Raw genomic sequence first — 21429 nt, forward strand, 5'->3', positions numbered from 1 at the left:
CCTGAATAACCCAGAATTCTTCATTTCATATCCCCGTAGATTCGGTATAATCCCCCCATAAATCTAAGGGGAGCATCTGTGAAAAAACGTCTTGTTTGGGGCATCATTCTTTTCTCTGGGATCGCCATCTATTTCTGGACTCAGTCACGGTATCCAGCTTTGGGAACCAAGGCCGCCATGGGCGATCGCACAACCGCCCTTGGTATCGCCTTTGATATCATTTGGAATTACGATGCCACGTCTCCACTTTGGCAGCGGATTCTGGCCGCCACGGGTAACTGGTGCTACACAAATTGGAAGGGTATGACCTTTGGTCTTCTCTTTGCCGCTGTGACTTTGACGATGCTGGGCCTGTTTTCCTTTCGTCGCACAAAATCCGTCTTTCTCAACTCGGTGATTGGTGTTTTTTTTGGAGCACCTTTGGGGGTGTGCGCTAACTGCGTGGCTCCCATTGCCCAGAGTCTTAAGGACAGTGGGGCTTCCACTGAAACCACCTTGGCCACTGCAATCAGTTCGCCCACCCTAAATGTGGTTGTCTTGTCCATGGCCTTTACCCTTTTCCCTTTCCACTTTGCTCTTACTAAATTGATTCTCACATTTGTTATTCTGTTTGCTATCATTCCTGTCATCACAAAGTACTTTTTAGCCAAATCTCCTGTTGCCCAAGATCTGTTTGATCTTCCCACGGCCATCCCTACAGAACCACTGCCCGTGATTGAGGAGTCGTGGGTCACTGCGCTCTATCATGTTCTCAAGGACAGCTTGCGCAAATTGGTTTTCGTCTCCGTGCGAACGGTTCCCTTTATGTTGTTAGCTGGATTTCTGGGGTCAGCCTTGATTGAGAGTCTCCCCTTTGATTTTTTTACCGAGGTGGAAACCACTCCTTGGTCGCTTGTCGCTATCGCACTCTTTGGCACTCTCCTCCCCGTACCCATTGCCTTTGATGTGGTCATGGCGAGCTCACTGATGAGTTCGGGCCTGCCAAGTGGTTTGACCATGACTTTGCTCTTCACATTGGGGATTTTCAGCATCTATCCTTTGATGCTGTTTTGGACCTATATTTCCCGCAAGGTGGCCCTGACCCTGTTTCTCGTTGTCGTGGCCATGGGTTCTTTGGGTGGAGCTTTTGTCCACGAGGTGGAGGTCCGGCAAACGGATCGGGCTCTCTCTCTGTATGATGCCACTCTCCTTGATCGCATTGCAGATTTTCAAAAAGATCCAAAAGAAACCACCCGTTCAATTGTTGAAAGGGAATGCCTAGGCTCCAAAACACGCTCTTTTTCTTCCGATGTGAAAGCCAAGTGTGAGGTCGTTGGCATTCTTGAGGCAGCGATGAAGTCCGGCAAAATTGAAATTTGCCAGCTACAGCAGAAGCCAGAGGATGTGAAAGAATGCGAGTCCAAAGTTGCCTATAACTTGGCATTTGATGATATCAGTCGCTGCGAACAGTTCCCAAATCCCAAAAGGTGCAAGAAAGAAATCTATCTTCGCTACGCCAGTGGTACCCGTGCCGTCATTTGGGAGTGTCGGGATAGCGGAGACCCGGATCTCAATGAGTATTGCAACAAGGCCATCAAGTTGTCTGCCGCAATTCGTAGTGACAACCCTAAGGAGTGTGAGGCCATCCCACAGGAAGATGAGTGGCGGGACAACTGTTTGTTTCACAGGGCTTACGATCAAATTCGCTCCTTTTACAACCCTGACGCCATACACCTTTGTGACCTCATCAAAAACAACAAGATCAAAAGCAATTGCTACGTAAAGGTCGCCTCTACGGGGGAGCTGGACGTTCCCGGAGCAAAAGGCTGTGACTCCCTAGATCACCGGCAGGTTCGCTTGGGATGCTTAAGGCGGAAAACCATTGTCAAGGCGATGACCACCATGAATCCCTCTGAGTGCCTCGCCCACACCGATCCAGAGGTGGAAGACGACTGCTTTGCCCTAACCAACGGTAATATCGTCGGACAGATTATTCAACGACTCAGCCTTATGGCCTCATTGGATCAATTCAAGTTAGCGGATTCCCCGGGAACCTTAGAGAAACAAGATCCAGAAGATCTGTCCCAAGAGCTGTCCGCCTTGCCTCAACTCAAAGTCGAACCTTATGCTCAAGCCGAGGGAGTCGAAGTGTCAGCCGTCCACCTCTATCCCCAGTCGACCGCTCAGAACAAACAAAAGACAGCTTTTGAGTTGGTGGATGGCAGGTCCATTGGTCTCGACAACCACCCTAACGGACTTACTCTATACATAATGTTCCCATCGGCCGGAAAGCCAATTGCCTCTGGCGATCTCAACAATGATGGCTGGCCCGACCTGGTTTTGGGTGGTTGGCATGGCCCGGAAATCTACATGAATATGGGTGGTAGTCGATTCCGCCGCCTGTTTCTAGGCATCAAAGATGACGATTTAAAGCGAATTCACTCTATACAGGTTCTCAGCATCGGACTCGTCGATCTTAACAATGATGGCTGGTTGGATGTCTTTTTCACCACCATGGGAGGCCAGGATTTTACGATCTATAATGATAAAAATCTCTTTCGCTCAGTTGCGCTCGACCCATTTATGCCTGACGGGATTCGCGTGAACACTATTGGTACCACTTTTGGAGACATTGACCGCAATGGCCTCTTGGACGTGGTCCTAGGCAACATGTTTAGTGATGCCTACCCATTTTGGAATCCAGAATCTCGAAATGAAGTTTTCCTGCAGACAAGTCCAAACCAGTTTAAGTCTCTCGAAATAGAGGACTATTTGGGAGAAACTCTGAGCATTCTCCTTTCCGACGCTAATATGGATGGACATCTTGATCTGTTTGCTGCCAATGATTTCACCACTCCCGATTCAGTCTATTGGGGACCCTTAAGGTCGCCCCTCAAAATGTCCCACGGACCTGGCTCAGGGATTCCTATTTCTCCTCAGGCATCCATGAGCTTTGATACGGCCGATGTGAATAACGATGGCTTGCTGGATATTTTTATATCTGAAATGACTTTTGCGCCGAGCCCGGACCGGAACTACTGTGAACCCATTGCTGACCGAAACGCAAAGACCGTCTGCCAAGAATTCATGCGAGGCTACAAGGCCGTCAATGACCTGGATATGCCCGGGTGTCTCGCTCTTGAAAGTGGAGAATTGCAGATTGGCTGTTCTATTGCTATCTTGATTCGGATCGCCGGAAGGATGCGCGACTCGAGTTACTGCTCCAAAATCCCTGACCAACTCTATGGCCATAAAAAACGGTGTGAGATGTTTTCACGCAATGTGAACATGGGTACACCTCCTCGGTATGAAGGAATTCCTCAAAAGACGGATTCCAATATTATGCTCGTCAACAAAGGCCAAGGGCAATTTGAGGATCAGACCAAACAAATGGGCGTTGGCTCCAGCTTTTGGGCGTGGAATGCCCGGTTCGCGGATATTGACAACGACGGCTGGCAGGATATTTACGTGGCCAATGGGGCTAACATTATGAAGGACATCCAAAGCAATGTGCTCTTTCATAGTAAGGACGGCAAAGAGTTTCGCGAAGAGCAGCACAACATGGGCCTAGGGAATTTCCTCCACTCCTCATCCTTCACATTTGTAGATTTGGATCTGGATGGGGATCTGGATTTGGTTTCCACCGGTGCTCTCGCTCCACCTCAAGTGTTTTTTAGTCAGAGTGCCACCTATGGTGCAAATATCTCATTTACTCTCAGGGACATGAAGGGCAATCGATTTGGCATTGGCAGCAAAATCACCATCGAGTACAAAGATCCAAAGGGGCAACCGGCCAAGCAAATTCGGGAGATCAAGGCCGGAGGAGGTTACGGCTCCTTTGATGAGCCCGTGGCCTACTTCGGATTGGGCGGAACTAATATTGTCGATCGAGTAACTGTCCAATGGTCGACAGGAGAAACGACTGAGATCAACGAACAGTTCGGAGTCGGGACTCGGTATACGATCACCAGAAACCCCTGACATACTTAGGGAACGGTCACCCGCAGGGCCTGTTTGAGAACACGGAAATAAACCCCGGTTGTCCCATAGACCTCACCGTCGAACTCCACTTCCATGGGTTTTCTGGTTTTTATCTCCACTTGATCCGAGTAAAAAGCTTCCACCTCAGGCACAGCCTCCAGACCTCCGCGATATAATTTTGGCAAGTGTCGTAGAAGTTCTTTTGCATTCACTTCAGGAATGAGGCGAACATCAAAAGAACCTCGATCTGGAAATTCATGGCGACCAAATTTCATCCCGCCACCGGCGAAGCGCCCTAGAGCCAGAGTCGCAGCTAATAGCTCCCCATCCCACTCAAAATCTGTAGCCTTGATTTCTGTACGAACCGGCTCCCGGCGAATCATTTCCCGCAAAGTCGGCCATACGTAGGCCAGTTGGCGAGGCAACCATTTGGGATTTTGTCCCTTAAGCCTCGCCACCCGAGCATTAAATCCCACGCTTCCTACGTTGATGAAATAACGGGGCTCATAATCCGGCTCAAGAAACTCAATACGTCCGATATCCACATTGGTCACATGTCCTGACTCCACCCAATTCCACCAGTCATGGCGTTCATAGGTGCGGGCCAGGGTACGAAAGTAATCACAGCCGGTACCCAGTTTGGTGACGGTAAGTGAGGCCTCAGAGTTGATTTGATTGCCACTTGAGTCCCAAAAACCATTGACCACGGAATTTAGAGTGCCGTCCCCGCCCAAGACGACCACTTGTTCGCCACCAGCACGAAGAAACTCCCTCACCTGATCGCGAGAGTCAATCCAGGAGGCCGGCGCCACAACCCGTCCCCAGCGGTGAAGATGATCGGCAAGTTTTTGCCGAGTCCCAAGAGAGCCCAGTCGCCCGGAGGCGGTGTTGAGAATCACCAGGCGCTTCACGGCTGGAGCTCCCGTGCACCCGGAACTTCAAACAGCTTTCCTGGGTTGAGGATATTTTTGGGGTCGACTGTGGTTTTAAGATCGAGAAGGATTTCCTTCTCCAATGGACTGCGGCGAGTAAAATCCCGATGATCCACTCCCACGCCGTGGTGATGACTGATGACTCCACCGGCTTCCATGATCACCTTGTTTAGGTTTTTCTTAACCTCTTCCCATTGCCTCACCTCTCCACCGTCGCCACGCTGATTGCCAATCACGGAAAAGTAGAGTGAGGCCCCGTTAGAGTAAAGGTGGGAGAGATGACAAAGAAGCACATGGCGTTCTGGGAGGCTATTTTTGATGCACTCTTGAATGGCCTGATACAGAGGAAGATAGTTGGTCCAAGTCCCCGCGGTTTCAAAAGTCTCAATGAGGATTTTTTGATCCAACAATTCATCGCGCAAATAGGGCAGGAAGAACCGATCCTTAAGCCAATGGCGACCTGGGCCTTTACCCAATGAAGCATACTTGAAGTGCTTCAAACACTTTCTCAGTTGCCGCCAACCACTGCGAATTTCGCTCTTCTCACCTTCAAAGCCCACCAACATGGCGGAACAAATACCCGTCGGCAGCTTCTTCCAGTTCAGATAGCGGGTGACCCACTTTTTGGCCAGCTTGTTTTTGAAGCCCTTCTTCCCCAATGCCATACTCAAGAGAACCTCAGTTTCGGACTCATCTGAAACCCGAACCATGGCCACAGGGATATGCTCTTGAACCAACTGACGGGCAGCCGTGGTTGCTGAATCAAATCCATCAAACATGAGAAGCTTGTAGCTTTTCCACTTTGGAGCAGGTGAGACATTCAATGTCACCTGACTAATAATCCCAAGACTTCCCTCAGATCCAACGAACATCTCGCGTAGATCTGGCCCCACCGCATGACGGGGCTGAAGGTCGATAGCGGTAATTCCTTTGGCAGAAACCACCCTGAGTGCCGACACCAACTTCTCAATTCCTCCATAGAGAACCGAGTTCTGCCCACTGGAGCGAGCTGCAACCCACCCCCCGACAGTGGAAAACTCAAAACTTTGGGGATAATGCCCGAGGCAGTAGCCATAGTCGGCCAATTGGGCTTCCAGATTGGGCCCAAGAATCCCCGCCTCCGCAGTAACGGTTTGTGAAACCCGATCAAAGTAAACCACCCGATTGAGCTTGCGCAAACTCACGGTGACGACGGCCAGTTTGCCTCCAGCTTCCGGAGACACTCCGCCCACTACACTGGTGCCCCCACCAAAGGGAACCACGGCAATATTGTGGCTATCCGCCCATTGGAGAGTTTCCAACAGGTGGTCTTCTGTTTCGGGGAAGATCACGGCATCCGTGGCATGAGGGACCTCGTGACGCCGAATGTGAACCAGATCCAAATAACTGCGACCAAAACAATGACGCAAACGTTCCAAGTGATCGGTTGATACATTTCCAGGGCCAATATGCTCCGCCAACTCATGGAGGACGGCTGTGGAAATTCGCGGTTCAGGAAGTTGAAACTCTTCCGGATTGGGACTCCAACTCTGGCTGAAGTCACTGCAGGCCAGGTGCTCACGCAAATAGTCCTGAAAACCCGGCCTTTCAGCAAAGGGGAAACGAATTTGGGGATCACCCCATCCCCACCATTTCATGGCGGTCGGAACGAGCCCACTCGGAGGATTATCTGCTTCCATCCCCTCTCCTTTCTTATTGATCATTCCTATCATACCTTTTGACCCCTTGGCCAAAAAGCAAAAGGGCTAGAAAAGTGGGACCTCTCCTAGCCCTTAGCACGGTTCCGTGCCGATCTCTTACATACTCACGCCAAAGCTAACTTTGATCGTTACGGGAGCACTGATAACTTCGACACGATGAGAGTTGGCTTTGATCTTTCCTGATCCTGTGAACTCCATCTTGTCCAAAGTCACATCAGTGAAATCCGCATCGGCTAATTGGGTCTTAAGAGCCTTGTTGACGATGCGAAAGGCATACTTGACCTTTTCCACCACTGCTTCCATGGCAAGCTTCTTGCCTTCGGCTGTGTACTCAACTTCCACGTCCTGACCTGCCTTGAACTCATCCCAGTTGCCCTTTACGAACTTAGCTGGAGCGCTAAATTTGACTGGCAAGTAGAAGTGAACGCCTTCAAGTACATCGTCCACCAACATATCGGCTGTGACATAGAGCTGACCGCCAACCATGGATAATTTGATCTTGGAATGTCCCTTGATGTCCAGTCCAATCACATCCTCATCCACTTCGCCGTACTTGGTTTGGTTGATTCGCGAAAAAGGACCCTCACCACGGAGCTTAGTGTTGGATTCCTGATAGGAAGAAATGAGATCATACTCATCAGATGTCACATCTTGCTTTTGATAAACGGATTTGCTCTCCGTCACTTCTTTCGTCAGACTGATTTTGTAAGTGGCCGCCTGGGCTTGAAACACCAGAGCCAATGTTGCAACAGGAACCAATAGTTTAATTAGACCTTTCATTCACACCCTCCTCACTTAGGTTGTTGATTACCCCTTGGTTTATCAAAGGCCCATAGCGACCACGAGGGCACCCGCCCCGGTTGTCAAATTTTCTCCCGATTGATGCGATTAGAGCTGTAATTCGTTTCGGGCCGGGAAATATGGTGAGTTCGCAATAGGTACCGGTTTTCTTTTTGTATTGCAGAGCAATACAAAAAGAAAACCGGTACCTTTGGGGTGTCACGGTGCGGTTAGTGACTGCAAAGATGCGTGCCCAAGTACGAGTTGTAGGATCCCACATTCTCCTCAGGAACAAAGACCATCGCCGAATTGGCTGGGATTTGCAGAGGACCAAAGTGAAGAGATCCTCTTCCGGTGGTCCACGCCCCCTCAGCTGAGTTTAAAAGATTCACCCACTTGTGGGCGTCGGAGCTATCACCGACATTCATCTCAGGAAGGCCTTGAGAATGCCAAGAAGTATTGAGCACCACGAGTGCTTCGTTGCCAAACTCATCTATACGCGAAAACGCGAGAATACCATCTTGCTTGTTGGCTTCCAGCCAACGAAATTGAGTACGCCCATAGGAAAGTGCAGCGCAGGACTTGCGAATCCTAAAGAATTTGCGAGCTGAACGATACAGATCATGTCCGCGCCCCAGAAAGGGATCCGACTTCCAGTCTCCCTGGTGCTGTCCCTGGCTCTTGCCAATATAGGCCAGATCATTAATCTCTTTCACTGTTGAACCCAAGCGAGTCATGCCGCCCATGAACATATCCTGGCGGAACAACTCGTGGGAGTAACCACCTTTACATTCATCTTGAATGTGATGTTCTGCTTTTCCCGCGTGAATCTTGTCAAAATGGCAGTCACCATTAAAGCCCTGCTCCTGACCGTAGTAGACAACGGGTGACCCTTGGGCAAAAGCCAAATAGGACATGCCAACAATGGATTTGGCCATAGAAGTCTTATGTTTCGCTGCAAACCTTGGCCAATCGTGAATCTCCAAAAGAATCCAACTCAAACGATAGTCATTCTGGGCAGCAATGTCGTTGAAGTATTGGCTGCCAAAATAGTCCTCCACCGCAGAGGGAGGTCTTTCGCCGGCCAATACCGCCCGAGCTGTACCTGAGTGGGCAAAGTCATAGGCCGCATTGAGCCCCGGATACTTGTTTACCGGCGTCTTGAGATAAACATCTTTCAGATCCCACAGTCTTTGAGTCAAAGTGGCAGGAACATTGCCATGGTCATTGGGATTCTGCGGATTTGAGAACATCTTCCCTAGGCGCCGGCCAATCCAATCGCTGGGACCGGCCACTTCACCGATGATAAAAAAATTATGTTTCCCAATGCTGTTGGCGTAAGCGCGAATGTGGGTATTAAAGTAGGCCACAAAGTCTTCGGTGATGTGCTTGGCGGCATCCATGCGAAAGCCATCCACATCGGCATAGGCAATCCAATATTTGTGGAGGTCTGTGAAGATCTCCTGGAAATCATGATTGCGGGTATCAAAGTCAAACATGGTGGCCACAAAGTCCCCATAAACGGCGGCTGGCCCCGTCCCCTGCATATCCTCCGTGCTGTTGGCTCCGCAGCGGTTAAAGAAGTGCTGGGACTTGAGGGGGCCGAAATACCCTTGAGAAAACGCCAACTCCCCTTGGTTAGATGAGCCTCCCGCAGCGCCACTCCAGTTTTTACCTGCAAGATCTTGAGCGCACTGATGGTGACGGGCGGGGCGACGGTAGGTGGTCTTGGGATCACACATATGATTGACCACCACATCAAGAACCACTTTAAGGCCTCTTTTATGGGCCTCTGCCACTAAATGTCTCAGTTCTTCATTGGTGCCAAAACCCGGGTCCACTTGGGTGAAGTCCGTTGTGCAATAACCGTGGTAGGAACCATTGTGTTTAAACACTGGCGTGAGCCAAAGAGTAGTCACTCCAAGGTCTACAATGTAATCCAATCGTTGAAGGATTCCCTTTAAGTCGCCACCATGCCGATAGGAAAGAACGTTCCAAAGGTCCGTGCCACCGAGTTCTCTTTTTTGGTGATCTTCAAGGTTCTGATCGTCATTAGTCAGATCGCCGTTATTAAAGCGATCCACTTGGATTTGATAGATGATCTGCTGGCCCCAAAAGTCGGGAGATCCCTGGCGTTTAAAGCCTGAGCTTTTGAACTTCTTCTCCCCCTCTCTCACCAGGTTTTTGGCCCAAGATTTTACGGCCTGGATGCCCTCTTTTTCCGCATCTGGAGGACTTGCAGCCTCGGCCCATGAAGAAAACCCAAAACACAACCCCAGACAAACGAAGGTTAAGAACCCCTTTAGCATTGCGACCACCTTTTAGAATAATCCTTTGGGTGGGTTCTATGTCAGGAGGTTGGCCGTCACCAACCTCCTGGTGTTCTTGGTAGATTTTCCACCCAATTAGGATTTCAAATCCTAAATGGTCTTCAAATCCCTGAAGCCTCTACCAGGATCTCAGTCGGCACAGCAGCGGATGGAGGATCATCCTGGTAGTGAGCCCAGATGAGGCGCCTATACCAATTCAATCCCACGCAAGAGATAATAAACACCCGCGCCGAGTAAGAGCAAAGCGCTGAGCTTGTGGACATAGATCATCCACCGACCGGCTTTAGGCAGCTTGCCGACGGAAAGAAGTCCCAATCCCAGGACAAGAAAGATCATGGACACACCGATGGAGTAAAACAACATTAAGAAAATGCCCGTAGTGAGACTTCCGGACTGGGCAATGGTGGCCAACACACCACCAAGAATGGGGCTCGCACAGGGAGAGGCCACCAAAGCTGAAATCGCACCGACAACAACAGCACCCAAAAGGGTGGCCGAGTTTTTGGTTTTAAGTATTGGTAGGTTGTTAAGCCTTTCTACAATTCCGGGCAGTCGTCCCCTCCAGGAAAAGTAACCAAAGACAAAAAGGAAGGCGGCTGTACCCAGCTGAACCGACTGGTACTCCGAAGAAAAACCTAAGATCTCACCCAAGGAAACGGCGAGTACACCCAAGGCGGTAAAGGTCAGCACTTGACCGAGAAAAAAGCCCAACACTGTTTTCTTGCGATGATCCTGGTGCTGAGCACTTCCCAAGTAACCTACAGTGATAGGTATCATGGGGTAGATACAAGGAGTGAGGCTGGTCAGGAGTCCGGCGCCAAAGACGCTGGCTGCTTGAACAAGAATGACGTTCAAAGCTTGCCCCCTGTGGCCTGAGCCAGGGAAGTGCGAATATCCTGAAGGTCTGAGCCCATGGCCTTGCCGACAACGGTCCACTTCTCCCCGTCCCTTTTAATGACCACCCAGGCAGGAACGGAGTAGAGCTGCAGCTTTTTGGTGAGCAGTTTTTCCTCGTCCCGCAGAACGGTAAGAGAGACCTTTTCATCGGTGATAAAGCCTGTGGCCTTATCGGCCCGCCGGTCCATGTTCACCGTCTGCACACTGACCTGGGGAAATTCCTTTTTAAAGTTGGGGATGTCCCCGCGAAGTTTTTCGCGGCAGTCTGGACACCAGGTTGCCCACAAATATAAAAAGCGAACGTCTTTGCCCTCAGCCGCTTCGGCGTTGGCAAAGGGCTTAAGACTATCCAGCTCACTATTGGTCAGCTCCGCGGCACTCGCCAATGTGGCGCCAAGTAAGAATAAAGACACGATGAAGGATTTTAGTACAACCATGTTCCAGTCTCCTTTTGCAAACCTTCAGGGGTGCTGGCCCCGACAAACTTCACCAGACTCTTGTTGTCTGGGTGATAGGCCAAAGTGCAGGGGGTTTTGCCCTCAGGGCAATACTGACGAAACAAGGAGTCCCCGGGATCGAGCCCCACTTGCCATGTTACCTCAAACATCTCACGCCAAAACACAGCGTCTTCTTCAATAGCTCCTACCAAAATGGTGTAGAGCTTCACATTGGTCGGGAGGGAGCCTTTGTCTTTAAACAGAGCAACGAGTACTTCGGTCTCTTCAGCACAGGTCAGACAGGTGTCAGAAGCAAAAATCAACACCACCGGCTGGGTTTCAGCCTCCAAATCCACCTTTTGTCCACCGATGAGGGTAAACACACCCTTCAAGATATCGCCTTTGACTTTCTCCACGGGTTTGGTCGGCGGCAATTGGGCGACCGGAATGGAGCGCCCACAAGCAAAGGAGGCAATTAAGATCAATGAGACACACAGAGCAGAGATTAAATTTCCCATGTGGCCCCTCCGCTCAGCTGCGAAGCCTTAAGTTTGGTATTGGTCTCCTGGAGATTACCCTGCAAAAACAAGGACAGTCGGGCCTTGCGGTATTCCACCTGTAAATCAATCTTGTCCGTCCCCACTGTTTGTTTGGGAACCGAGCCCCTTTTGCTTTCCCGCTCGATGGCAGTTCCCACTAAGGCTCGAATAATCAGATTATAAGTGGGCTCAATCGCCACACCGATGTCAAACTCATCCAAATCAAAATAGCCACGGGAGTCTTTGAGCTGGTCACTACGACTCTCACGGATGGCCTCGGCACCAGCATGAAGAGCCCAAGTATCGCCCATGGCATAGGCCAGCCGATAGCCAGCTCCCAAGTGACGAGGGCGATCTTCGGGCCGCTCACCGCCCATCAGGGTCAGCTGGGACTTCCACCGCTCACTGTGAATTTGATCGTAGGTCAAACGAGTGATCGCCGGCCTCAACTGAGTGGCCCGAGCCTTGGTGGCAAAACTCTCGGGATCAATATAAAAACTGGCCGGTTGATCCTGGATGGCCCGCACGTGGGAGAGGCTCAGCTGGGACCCCCACCTTGGCATTTGGTAGATGACCTTCAGGGAGCCCTGGCGCTGACTCAAGGGGCTTTGGCTCAGGGTCTGGCGGATTTCTGAATTAACCGTCCAAGGGCCTTTGACATAGTCGACTCCGAAACTCGCCATTTGCTCTTCACCGTCAAAACGGTCACCAAGGCTTGTGATGGAACCATTGCGCTCCATCAAACTATAATCGCCCAAGTCCCGAGACAGATGAATCGCTGAAAGATTCAAGCGCAAGCCCTGCTTCATCAATCCGCTTGAAGCCTTGATGGAGGTCTGTTGCCCTCCGCTAGCCTGGGCGTTTTCCAACAGGTTCAGGTGGGTCGCCCCGGTCTGGGAGAAACTGCTAACCACCATGCCAACACTGGGAGCTTCTCCCCAAGACGGGATACTCACTACGAACACCGTGGTCAAAAAAAGAAGGAGGCCTAGTGGGCGCAAGTTCCGCATCCGGAGCCTCCTGAAGACTGAGTGAAGGATCTTAGGCCGGTGTGTTGAGGCACCGACCTTAAATCAGACTGCTTATCCACATCCATCATGGGCGCATTCAAGAGACTTAAATCCGTCCCCTGCATGGAGGCGCAACCTCCTAAGACCACGAAAAATAAAGCAGCCCAAAGCTTCTGCATGATTAGTTGCCGTTAAAAAGTTGGCGGAGTTCATCCAACTGTTCAGGAGATGGTACACCAATAATTTTCACCACGATCTGGCTGTTACCATCGACAACAAACAAAGTGGGAGTGTAGCGAATCTTATAAGCGCGTGCGGCCTCACGGCTGTTGTCGAGAGCCACATCGTAATGGATCAGTGCCTTTTTCTCGGTGATGTAGTCTCTGACTTTTTGTGGATCACGATCAAGGCCCACCTGACGGAAAGTCACCTTTCCAGCAAATTCTGTGGCCAGAGCCGAAAATATCGGCAGACTCTCATGACAAGCAGGACAAGTGGTGGAGAAAAACTCCAGGACCTTATAGTCGGTCGTTGTTCCGGCTTCCCTGGCAATAATGTCATTGGGGGCTTCCATGCCAGTCGCCGAAATCTGAGTGAGAACCACACTAGGGGCTGCTTCTCCCACCTCAAGAGCTGAAGCGGTCAAAGGGGCCACAACGAGTAACAGGCACATTGCCAGAAACTGACGCATAAAGAGTCTCCTTGTTGGGGGCTAATTTTCTGGAGAAACCATACTCGATAATCACCCCTGTTAGGTATCAAGTTTCGCCACTTATCGCAAAGCAGCAAGGCGCCCGCCTGCACCAGATGAGCAAGCCTTGTCGATCAAATTGACAATATGCCAAATATCTTTCCACTGCGCCCACTCAGTTGTCGAACGGGATGTTCCGATACAGAAGAGTCCCTTGTAACCAGATCCCCGCTTTCCCACTGGGAACAGGGATTGCACAAATACAATTCCGGAAGACAAATTACCTTATGGAAGAGAGGTAAGTATATGCCCCGTCATTCATTTCTTCACCAATTTGAAAGCTTGATCCTCGCAATAGCTCTGTCGACCTTGTTGATCTCTTGTGGTGATTCCTTTCGCGCCGATTCGATTGATGGAGCAAATGAACTCCAATCATCTGAATCGCAGCCATCTGAGGGTGGCAAGGAAGCAGATCCCCAGAATCACCAACATTCGGGACAAAGCCAGAATCAGATCAACAGCACCGGAGTGGTCCCATCTGCGGTATTCGCGGAGCCCAGCGCCCAATACTCCCCGAGCATTATGGTGGATCAATGGGATCACAACAAAGTGAAGCTTTGGTACTGTGACTACCAGCTCGGTGGAGGGACAGACTGGGATCAGGTCTCAACCCGACAGGCTTCCTCTTTGTCCCAGATTGGATGGACTCCCAAAACCAGAGCCCTGTCCAACCGTCAACTTGATTCAGGACAAAATGGATACAGCTATGACGAGGGCAAATATATATGTGACCCATCGGTGATCCGTGGGTACTGGAATTTCTCCTTTCAAGATCCCCAGGGGCGCCTTCAGCAAGGTCCCTTTGGCTACGCTCTCTACTACACCAATAATGAGCGATCTGTGGAGAATAGGCTCGGGGCGATGAACGTGGTTCGGGTGGCATTTTCAAAAGATGGATTTAACTGGCACAAATGTTCCGACTGCGGCCCCCGGCGCAATGGCCGCATCATTGAACCCGAAGGGAGCTTTACGCCCGGGCGTGAGGAATATGGCGTGGGCACCCAGGTGGCTATGTCAACCGATGCCGGATCTGGCGTTCGTATGGTGTTTTTTGAAGTGACCAATACCGGTGTTTATCGCCATTGGGTCCGCCACTCAAAGGATGGAGTTAACTTTGGATCTCGCGTCTTACTCAACAGCAAGGGCCTCGATCAAGTCTCACTCCCCTACCCCGCCATTGCCATTGCCCCTGGACATGACGGCTATTACTACCTGGCAAAGGTGAGCAATCAGTACCAAACCATCTCCATTTTTCGCATTCCCCATGCTGGTCTGACCAACTCCAAGTACACTTGGCAAAAGGTCGCTCAGACTTCATCAGTTGTGGGCTATCATATGCAGACGGAGCCAGGCTTTTTGACCGACTCCTATGGTGCTCTGGTCGACCGTAGCCCCAAAACCTTATTCTTCGCCTGCAGCACCCAAAAGCCTCAGTCCATTCAGGGTAATCCGGCACTGACCTGGGACATGTGCAAGGCAGAGTTTTAGAGTTAGGCAGCTTACAGCTGGCGGTGCTTGAGGCGGAGCTCGCGGCGCTTCTTGGCGGCCTCGAAGCGGCGCTTTTCCTCTTCGGTCTGGGGAATCACAGGAGGAGCAGCCATGGGCTTACCATGGTCATCAAGAGCGACAAACGTGAGGTAGGCTGAGGCAATTTTGTACTTTTGCTTTTTGACCAGGTGCTCGGCTTCGACGGAAACACCCACTTCCATTGAGGATTTGGCCACAAAGTTCACGCAGGACTTTAAGGTAATAACCCAGCCCTGATAGGCGGGACGGTGGAAATCAAGGGCGTCTATGCTTGCGGTGACAACAGGGCGGGAACAGTGGCGCTGGGCAGAAATGGCGGCGCAGATATCGATCCAAGACATGATCACGCCGCCAAACACACTATTCAGTGAATTTGTGTGAGTTGGAAGAACCATTTCCGTCATGACAACGGAAGAGTCACATACGGGACGGCCTTCCACCACACAAACCCACCGTTAAAAATTGACGAGTACTATCAATATCTCAGTTGTTGCCGCCAAAGGAGTCAGCACCAGGTCCGCGATTGATTCCAGTAGGAATAGTCATTCCAGACGCGACGGTCTGATTTCCTGCAGGAATTGTATCGGCATTGTTCTGAGACCCACCAATAATTTGCTGGTTCTCGGCTGCGGCTTGGCGTTCTTCCTTTTCCACGAATCCAAGATGTGGCAAACACCACACGATCAACTGAGCACGAGACTTGACGTTCATCTTTTTATAGATGTTGGTCAGGTGAAACTTCACCGTCTTCTCAGTGACGAAAAGCTGGTTCGCAACTTCCTTGTTGGACAGGCCCTTTGTCACCAACTCAGCAACTTCGGCTTCGCGGTTGGACAAACCTTTTTGTATCAGGACATCTCTGAGCATCCTTGCTCCCTCCCCCAAAATAGGTTGTTAGTATAGTTTTAAGATCCTCTTCCTAGATCAACGAGCGGTCTTTCACTGACCACCTGTATTAAAGTCTGCCCAGGATTTTTTAATATCGCAAGCCTCTTTTGACAGAATTTTTGAAACTGGACCGACCTTTGTTAGTTTCTGTCAGACTCAATATTTATTTTTCACTGGACCAAGATTTTATTAACCGAAAATCTAGGTCAATTTAAGTCTCTAAAAACCCTCAAAAATTCAAAATCAGCCCTTTGGAATAGGAAATTTTGTGACCTGGACTCTAGACGGGCCTCGACGCAAGTGAGAAAATTCCTGCTTAGTTTTTGAGCAGATTTTTTGTCAGCCTTTTGGCTATGCTCTCTACTTTTGCCTGGAGATCAGGAAGGCTTTTAACACCAAAAACATCGTCCACTTGTCGACCCCAGGTGAAAGCGCGCGCCCATTTGATCGTAAAACCTTCTTCGGCAAGTGCAGCTGCCGCGGCCATCAGCAGTCCCGGCCGGTCTTTGCCACGAAAACTGAGAGTCACTTCATCTTCCTTTTCATCCTGGCTGACCAAAGTCACCTGATCAAAATACACTTCAGGGCGATTGATCTTTGAGAGATCAACTAAGGACATCCATTTTTTCAACTGGGCCGGCGTGCGGGAGGTTTTGACCTTGAACCAGTCATAGGCCCCAAACTCATCATAGGTCTGCACTGCGCACTGCTGGATCTGGCAGCCGGAGGCAAACAAAAGACCTGTCCACTCCAAAAACAGTCCTGGCCTATCGTTGCGGGTGTGCATGCGCACCCAGGTTTCTTTTTTTCGCGAGCGCCACACCAATACTTCCAGGTCGCTCTTTTTCTTACGCTTGAGCTTTTGGTAATCCTGAATAAGCAACCGCACTGGCACTTCTTCAATCAGAGCCGGATCAAGGCCGCGAATAAACTCCTCACTGAGTTTCACCTTTTCTGATTCGGCCGACTCCAATAGCTCCATAAACTGACTGGCCCTCTTGGATGTGGCCACATCATAGAGATCCATCAAAAGTCTTTCCTTCCACTCGGACCAGGCCTCAGGATTGGTGGCTTGAATATCGACGGCGGTAAAGATCACCAGTCTGCGCAGCCGATCCCCCTTGATGCCCTTCTCGTGAAGTCTTTGCCAGGTCGCCTTGGAGTGAGGATTCATACGGAAAGCCGCGGTGGAAATATCCAGGTGGTGCTCCACCATCCAGGCCGTCTCCACGGTCAATCGCAGAGGCACCTTCATCGCCACCAGATCTTTTTTGACCAGGGCCGCTCCTTTGATGGAGTGATTCCCTCCTCGGCCCTTAGCCAAATCATGATAAAGGGCCGTCCATATGAGGATCTGCCAATCCTGGGATGTCAGTTCTTTACCCAAGGCCTTAAGTCGGCCCAAGCTGGCTGGCTTGCGGTAAATTCGGTGGAGAACCCGAATGGCCTGAAGCAAATGGGCATTCACCGTGTAGCGGTGGTATTGATCATGTTGGACCAATCCTGCCACTTTGCTCAGCTCAGGAACACAAAACTCCAATAGTCGGGATTTGAATAAGGCCACGAGGAATTCTTCAGACTGCTCCAGGTTCAGGTAACGACTGAGGGCCTTGCCAATCTGCACCCGGGTCGGCATCTCCTTGGAAAAGGGCTCCACCAGGGCCCGCAATCGCCCTTGCATGAGACGGGAAGGGTTTTTCTCCAATACCGAAAATCCATCCAGAAGCTTGTTGAGCTTCGCTTCTTCGACCAAAGAAATCTTAGCTTTGGTTGCCCGGGCCCTCTCCACCATCCAATCGGCGTAAAAACTGACTCGCCCCAAACCCAGCTGGATCTCACGCATAAACTCGCGCAGACTTTCGTAGCCAAACCACTGGGCCAACTCAATTTGATCTCCGGCGGGAACCGCGTCCCCTCGACCCATCAGGTGCAGACGCCAACGCAATGTCAGGAAAAACTGTCGGTACTTGGCGAAGGTCTCAAGGGAGTGATCACTCACCTGGGTGTCAAATTTGTGTGGATAAAGCTCATGGACATAAAGAGCCTGCTGCAAATCCCTGAGTCCACCAGGCCCATATTTGAGATTGGGCTCCAGATAGTTGGAAATGGAGTCATAGCGCTTGTTCCGGGCCCGCCTTTCTTCGCGCATAGCCTGCATCAGGCGGGCTGAGAACTTGCGCCCCCGGGCCTTGATCTTGGCTTTTTGCTCGGCAAGGGCTTTCTCAACCTTGGGATGAAGAGACCGGGCATGGAGAACAGCCAGGACATCAAAGGGCTCTACACCTACTGTCCAATCCTCAGGATCTTCCGGTACCCTATACCTGAGTTTGACCCCTTCTTCATTGAGTCTGCTGGCAAATGAAAAGACCTTCTGTTCGTCTCCGGTGAGGAGAATGTCCACGTCGGACCGTGGACTCAACTCCCCTCGAGCCCAGGAGCCTAAAGCCACAGCTCCCACCTCGGCCCATTCGGGGTGAGAAGAGAGTCGGGCCATGAGCTTGTCTTCAAGCCACTGAGAAAAAGGAATGGCCGCACCCATTAACGTCCTTTCGGGCGGCACGATGAGCCCTGAGGGCTGAAGACCTTTTAGGCCTTCTTCCAATTCTGCTGAAGTGAGAAAGGACTTACTTGCCATGTTTGCCGAATTCCAGGTTAAGACGTCCTCTGCAGACTATCCCAACTGGAGCAATTTGGCCAAGGTCGGCCGCTATTTCTTTTGAAATAATGGGGCCACGAGAGTCATGTCTCCGCCGATTTTCCAGTAAACTAGAATGCCAGCTCCCAGGCCTATAAAAAAGAAGGACCACAAGCGAAACTCCTCAAGCATATCTTTACTCCAATCCCCTTTGATCAAAGAAATGATATCTGGGCGAAGAGAATACCTGAGGCTATCGACAAAACCTTGGTGATCTTTGAACCATGGCTTGTAGAGAACAAACCAAACAGCGAAACACACTCCAACCGCCAGAAGCTCTCTCATTATACCCCCTATTTGTGTCCCGCAATTGAATCCATGGTAAACCTAAGGCAGTAAGGTACCAAGTCCCTTTTTCAGATGCGGTGGAACAAATGACTGAAGATAGGGTTCTTCAGTTATTTGTTCCACCGCATCTGAAAAAGGGACTTGGTACCTTACGAAAGACTCTTTTGCCATTTGGCTATGTGGTTGAGGGCTTCAAGAGGAGTCATGCCGGTGACTGAAAGGTCTTTGAGTTCTCTCAGTAGCTCGACTTCCTCAGGATTCAAGGATGGCTCAAAGACAGGATCTGAAGCCACATCTTCAGGCGAAGTGTCCATTTCCATAAAGCTCATTTGTCCCGATCCGCTGGCCTGAAAGGACTCTAGCTTTTTGAGCAACTGACCGGCACGATGGGTGACCTCGCGGGGTAGCCCCGCCAGGCGCGCCACTTGAATCCCGTAGGATTTGTTGGCTGGACCACCCACTAGAGTGTGCAGGAACTGAATCTCACCTGATTTCTCGGTGATCGTCATATGGGCGTTCTTCACGCGGGGAAGCCGAGCCTCCAATTGAGTCAACTCATGATAATGGGTGGCAAACAAAGTCATGGCCTGCTTTTTCTCCACCAGGTACTCAAGTATGGATTGGGCCAGGCTCATACCATCATAGGTAGATGTTCCCCGCCCCACTTCGTCGAGAATCACCAGAGAATGATGGCCCGCCTCTTTGAGCATCTCAGCAGTTTCCTGCATCTCCACCATAAAAGTTGAAAGGCCTTCACTCAAGAAATCGCTGGCACCAATGCGCGTGAAAATCCGATCAAACAAAGGCAGAATGGCACTTTCAGCAGGAACAAAAGACCCAATCTGAGCTAAGATCGCCGTGATCGCCACTTGCCTCATAATCGTCGACTTACCGGCCATGTTGGGTCCGGTGAGCAAAAGACACTCACTTTGGTTGATCCGAATGTCATTGGGGACAAAGCGTTTATTGACCTCTTGCTCCACCACCGGATGACGACTGGCTTTGATTTGCAGCCCTCCTGCATGACTAAAGCTCGGCCTGCGGTATTTGTACTCAATGGCCAGCCAGGCAAGGGAGCTCACCACATCGAGCTCCGACCACTCTTTGGCCAGGGCCATCAGATCAGCTGTGGTTGCTAAAATAGCTTGGCGGAGATCGGCAAATAGTTCCTTTTCCAAATCCACCCGCTTGGTCCGGGCGGCCAAGACCTTGCGCTCCAGCTCCTGCAACTCATCGGTGGTGTAGCGTTCGGCATTGGTGAGAGTTTGCTTGCGCAAATAATGACCTGGGACTTTGTCCTTATGGGTGTTGGTCACTTCGATGTAGTAGCCAAATACATTGTTGTAGCGCACTTTGAGAGACGGAATTCCGGTGGTTTCTTTTTCTCGCGCTTCCAAAGCCAGCAAAAGACTTTGGCTGTCCTCACTCAGTTGAATCCACTCATCGAGCTGTGGGTGAAATCCACGACGGATCACTCCACCGTCTTTGGTGGAAACTGGCGGCTCCTCAACTAAGGTGTTATCAATTCGGCCGACAAGCTCAACACATGTTTGCCAACTGGTGGGATCACCCTTGCCATCACACCATTCGCGAAGTCTTAAGCCCACCATCAGGGAATTCTTGAGTGACTCCATATCTCGCGGGGAACAGTTCGGGTTCGAGATCTTACCCAAACGGCGCTCCACATCTCCCATGCCCATGAGAACTTTGCGCAGGGACTCCAGCTCCCCTGGCTTTGATTGCCAGCGGTCCACCCGAATTTGCCGAGCGTTGATCTCCTCCACGTCGAGCAAGGGAAACTGCAGCCATTGCTTCAGCATGCGGGCACCGGCCGACGTCTTGGTGCGATTAAGAGCGTGAAAAAGACTGCCCCTGGCTTCACCCTTATAGGATTCAAATATCTCCAGATGCCTTGTCACCGTCGGCGACAGCACTAGGCGCTTTTGCAAGCGGCGCTCTTCAAATTGACCAAGGGTGGTCCGAAGTTCCACGCCCTGCATAGTGAGAGCGTAACTCAAAAGCCTGTGCGCGGACTCGGGCAAAGCACCCTGTTCACCAGACAGAAGCTCTGGGTTGATCACGTGGCTACTGAGGGCCAAGCCCTCAAGAGCCTGGCGATCAAACCACTCCCTCTTTTGCTGAGGGGCCAGGATCAGCTCCACCGGAGATAAAAGCTTTATCAATCTTTGCTGTTCTTCTGGCTTGGCCTCCCGGTAGTAAAAGGCCTCACCCGTGGTGGCTTCCAAAAAGGCCACCGTGTCCTCGTCATAAGAGGCTATGTAGTTGGCCTCAATTTGATCCAGAGTGTCCGGGTCATAGACCATTCCGGGGCTTAAACAACGTGTGACCGCCCTTTTAACAATGCCCTTGGCCTCTCTCGGGTCTTCAATTTGATCGCAAATGGCAATTTTTTTACCTGCCGCCAAAAGCTTGCCAATGGGCCCGGCAATACTGTGATGGGGCACTCCGCACATGGGAGTATCGTCTGCTGATTTTTTGTTTCTTTGGGTCAAAGCAATGTTCAAAATCGGAGCCGCAATCAAGGCATCTTCATGAAACATTTCGAAAAAGTCGCCCATGCGAAACAGCACCACCTTGTCCGGATGGTCTTCTTTGACCGACCAATACTGCTCCATCAACGGCGTGAGTTTTTTGCCCTTTTTTGTGGCCACCGGAATCCCCCGAAACAACGTGA

The 21429-nt window shown here is 50.8% G+C and carries 16 protein-coding genes; 2 read left to right on the forward strand and 14 right to left on the reverse strand.

The window, feature by feature from the left end; translation table 11 throughout:
- Positions 1-78 precede the first annotated feature (78 nt).
- Positions 79-3960 (forward strand): VCBS repeat-containing protein, encoded by a 3882-nt coding sequence (locus H6624_05915; protein ID MCB9083858.1) that lies wholly within the window; start codon positions 79-81, stop codon positions 3958-3960.
- A 5-nt stretch (positions 3961-3965) separates the two neighbouring features.
- Here H6624_05915 and H6624_05920 read toward each other — a convergent pair whose 3' ends face one another.
- The 9 genes from H6624_05920 to H6624_05960 form a co-directional block, all read right to left on the reverse strand.
- The gene (locus H6624_05920) at positions 3966-4871 is read right to left on the reverse strand and encodes a hypothetical protein (protein ID MCB9083859.1); all 906 of its coding nucleotides are present in this window, start codon (positions 4869-4871) and stop codon (positions 3966-3968) included.
- Positions 4868-6571, reverse strand: a complete 1704-nt coding sequence (locus tag H6624_05925) for an FAD-binding oxidoreductase (protein ID MCB9083860.1) — start codon at positions 6569-6571, stop codon at positions 4868-4870. The genes H6624_05920 and H6624_05925 overlap by 4 nt, the downstream gene beginning before the upstream one ends.
- A gap of 117 nt (positions 6572-6688) precedes the next feature.
- Positions 6689-7372 (reverse strand): hypothetical protein, encoded by a 684-nt coding sequence (locus tag H6624_05930; protein ID MCB9083861.1) that lies wholly within the window; start codon positions 7370-7372, stop codon positions 6689-6691.
- 230 nt (positions 7373-7602) lie between these two features.
- Positions 7603-9681 (reverse strand): hypothetical protein, encoded by a 2079-nt coding sequence (locus H6624_05935; GenBank protein MCB9083862.1) that lies wholly within the window; start codon positions 9679-9681, stop codon positions 7603-7605.
- Between the two features lie 207 nt (positions 9682-9888).
- Complete coding sequence (locus tag H6624_05940; protein MCB9083863.1) at positions 9889-10557, reverse strand: sulfite exporter TauE/SafE family protein; 669 nt, start codon at positions 10555-10557, stop codon at positions 9889-9891.
- Positions 10554-11036, reverse strand: coding sequence for a TlpA family protein disulfide reductase (locus tag H6624_05945; GenBank protein MCB9083864.1), 483 nt, complete (start codon positions 11034-11036; stop codon positions 10554-10556). The genes H6624_05940 and H6624_05945 overlap by 4 nt, the downstream gene beginning before the upstream one ends.
- The gene (locus tag H6624_05950; GenBank protein MCB9083865.1) at positions 11024-11554 is read right to left on the reverse strand and encodes a hypothetical protein; all 531 of its coding nucleotides are present in this window, start codon (positions 11552-11554) and stop codon (positions 11024-11026) included. Before H6624_05950 ends, H6624_05945 begins: the two co-directional genes overlap by 13 nt.
- Positions 11542-12585, reverse strand: coding sequence for a hypothetical protein (locus H6624_05955; GenBank protein ID MCB9083866.1), 1044 nt, complete (start codon positions 12583-12585; stop codon positions 11542-11544). The genes H6624_05950 and H6624_05955 overlap by 13 nt, the downstream gene beginning before the upstream one ends.
- Before the next feature lie 181 nt (positions 12586-12766).
- Positions 12767-13276: a TlpA family protein disulfide reductase gene (locus H6624_05960; GenBank protein MCB9083867.1), complete on the reverse strand. Its 510-nt coding sequence runs from the start codon at positions 13274-13276 to the stop codon at positions 12767-12769.
- A 306-nt stretch (positions 13277-13582) separates the two neighbouring features.
- On the opposite strand from H6624_05960, the gene H6624_05965 reads away from it, so the two are divergent.
- Positions 13583-14824, forward strand: coding sequence for a hypothetical protein (locus tag H6624_05965; protein MCB9083868.1), 1242 nt, complete (start codon positions 13583-13585; stop codon positions 14822-14824).
- Positions 14825-14835: 11 nt separating this feature from the next.
- On the opposite strand, the gene H6624_05970 is transcribed toward H6624_05965, so the two are convergent.
- The 5 genes from H6624_05970 to mutS all read right to left on the reverse strand — a co-directional run bounded on the left by H6624_05970 (position 14836) and on the right by mutS (position 21370).
- Entirely contained in the window at positions 14836-15267 is a 432-nt protein-coding gene (locus tag H6624_05970; GenBank protein ID MCB9083869.1) for an acyl-CoA thioesterase, read from the reverse strand.
- A 79-nt stretch (positions 15268-15346) separates the two neighbouring features.
- Positions 15347-15730 (reverse strand): helix-turn-helix transcriptional regulator, encoded by a 384-nt coding sequence (locus H6624_05975; protein ID MCB9083870.1) that lies wholly within the window; start codon positions 15728-15730, stop codon positions 15347-15349.
- Between the two features lie 337 nt (positions 15731-16067).
- Complete coding sequence (locus tag H6624_05980) at positions 16068-18386, reverse strand: HD domain-containing protein (protein ID MCB9083871.1); 2319 nt, start codon at positions 18384-18386, stop codon at positions 16068-16070.
- Positions 18387-18458: 72 nt separating this feature from the next.
- A complete protein-coding gene (locus H6624_05985) occupies positions 18459-18731 on the reverse strand; it encodes a hypothetical protein (GenBank protein ID MCB9083872.1) in 273 nt (90 codons plus the stop codon).
- A gap of 152 nt (positions 18732-18883) precedes the next feature.
- On the reverse strand, positions 18884-21370 hold the full coding sequence (gene mutS, locus H6624_05990; GenBank protein ID MCB9083873.1) for a DNA mismatch repair protein MutS: 2487 nt from the start codon (positions 21368-21370) through the stop codon (positions 18884-18886).
- Between the last annotated feature and the right edge of the window lie 59 nt (positions 21371-21429).

Source organism: Pseudobdellovibrionaceae bacterium (genome assembly GCA_020635075.1).
Classification (GTDB): Bacteria; Bdellovibrionota; Bdellovibrionia; order Bdellovibrionales; family UBA1609; genus JADZEO01.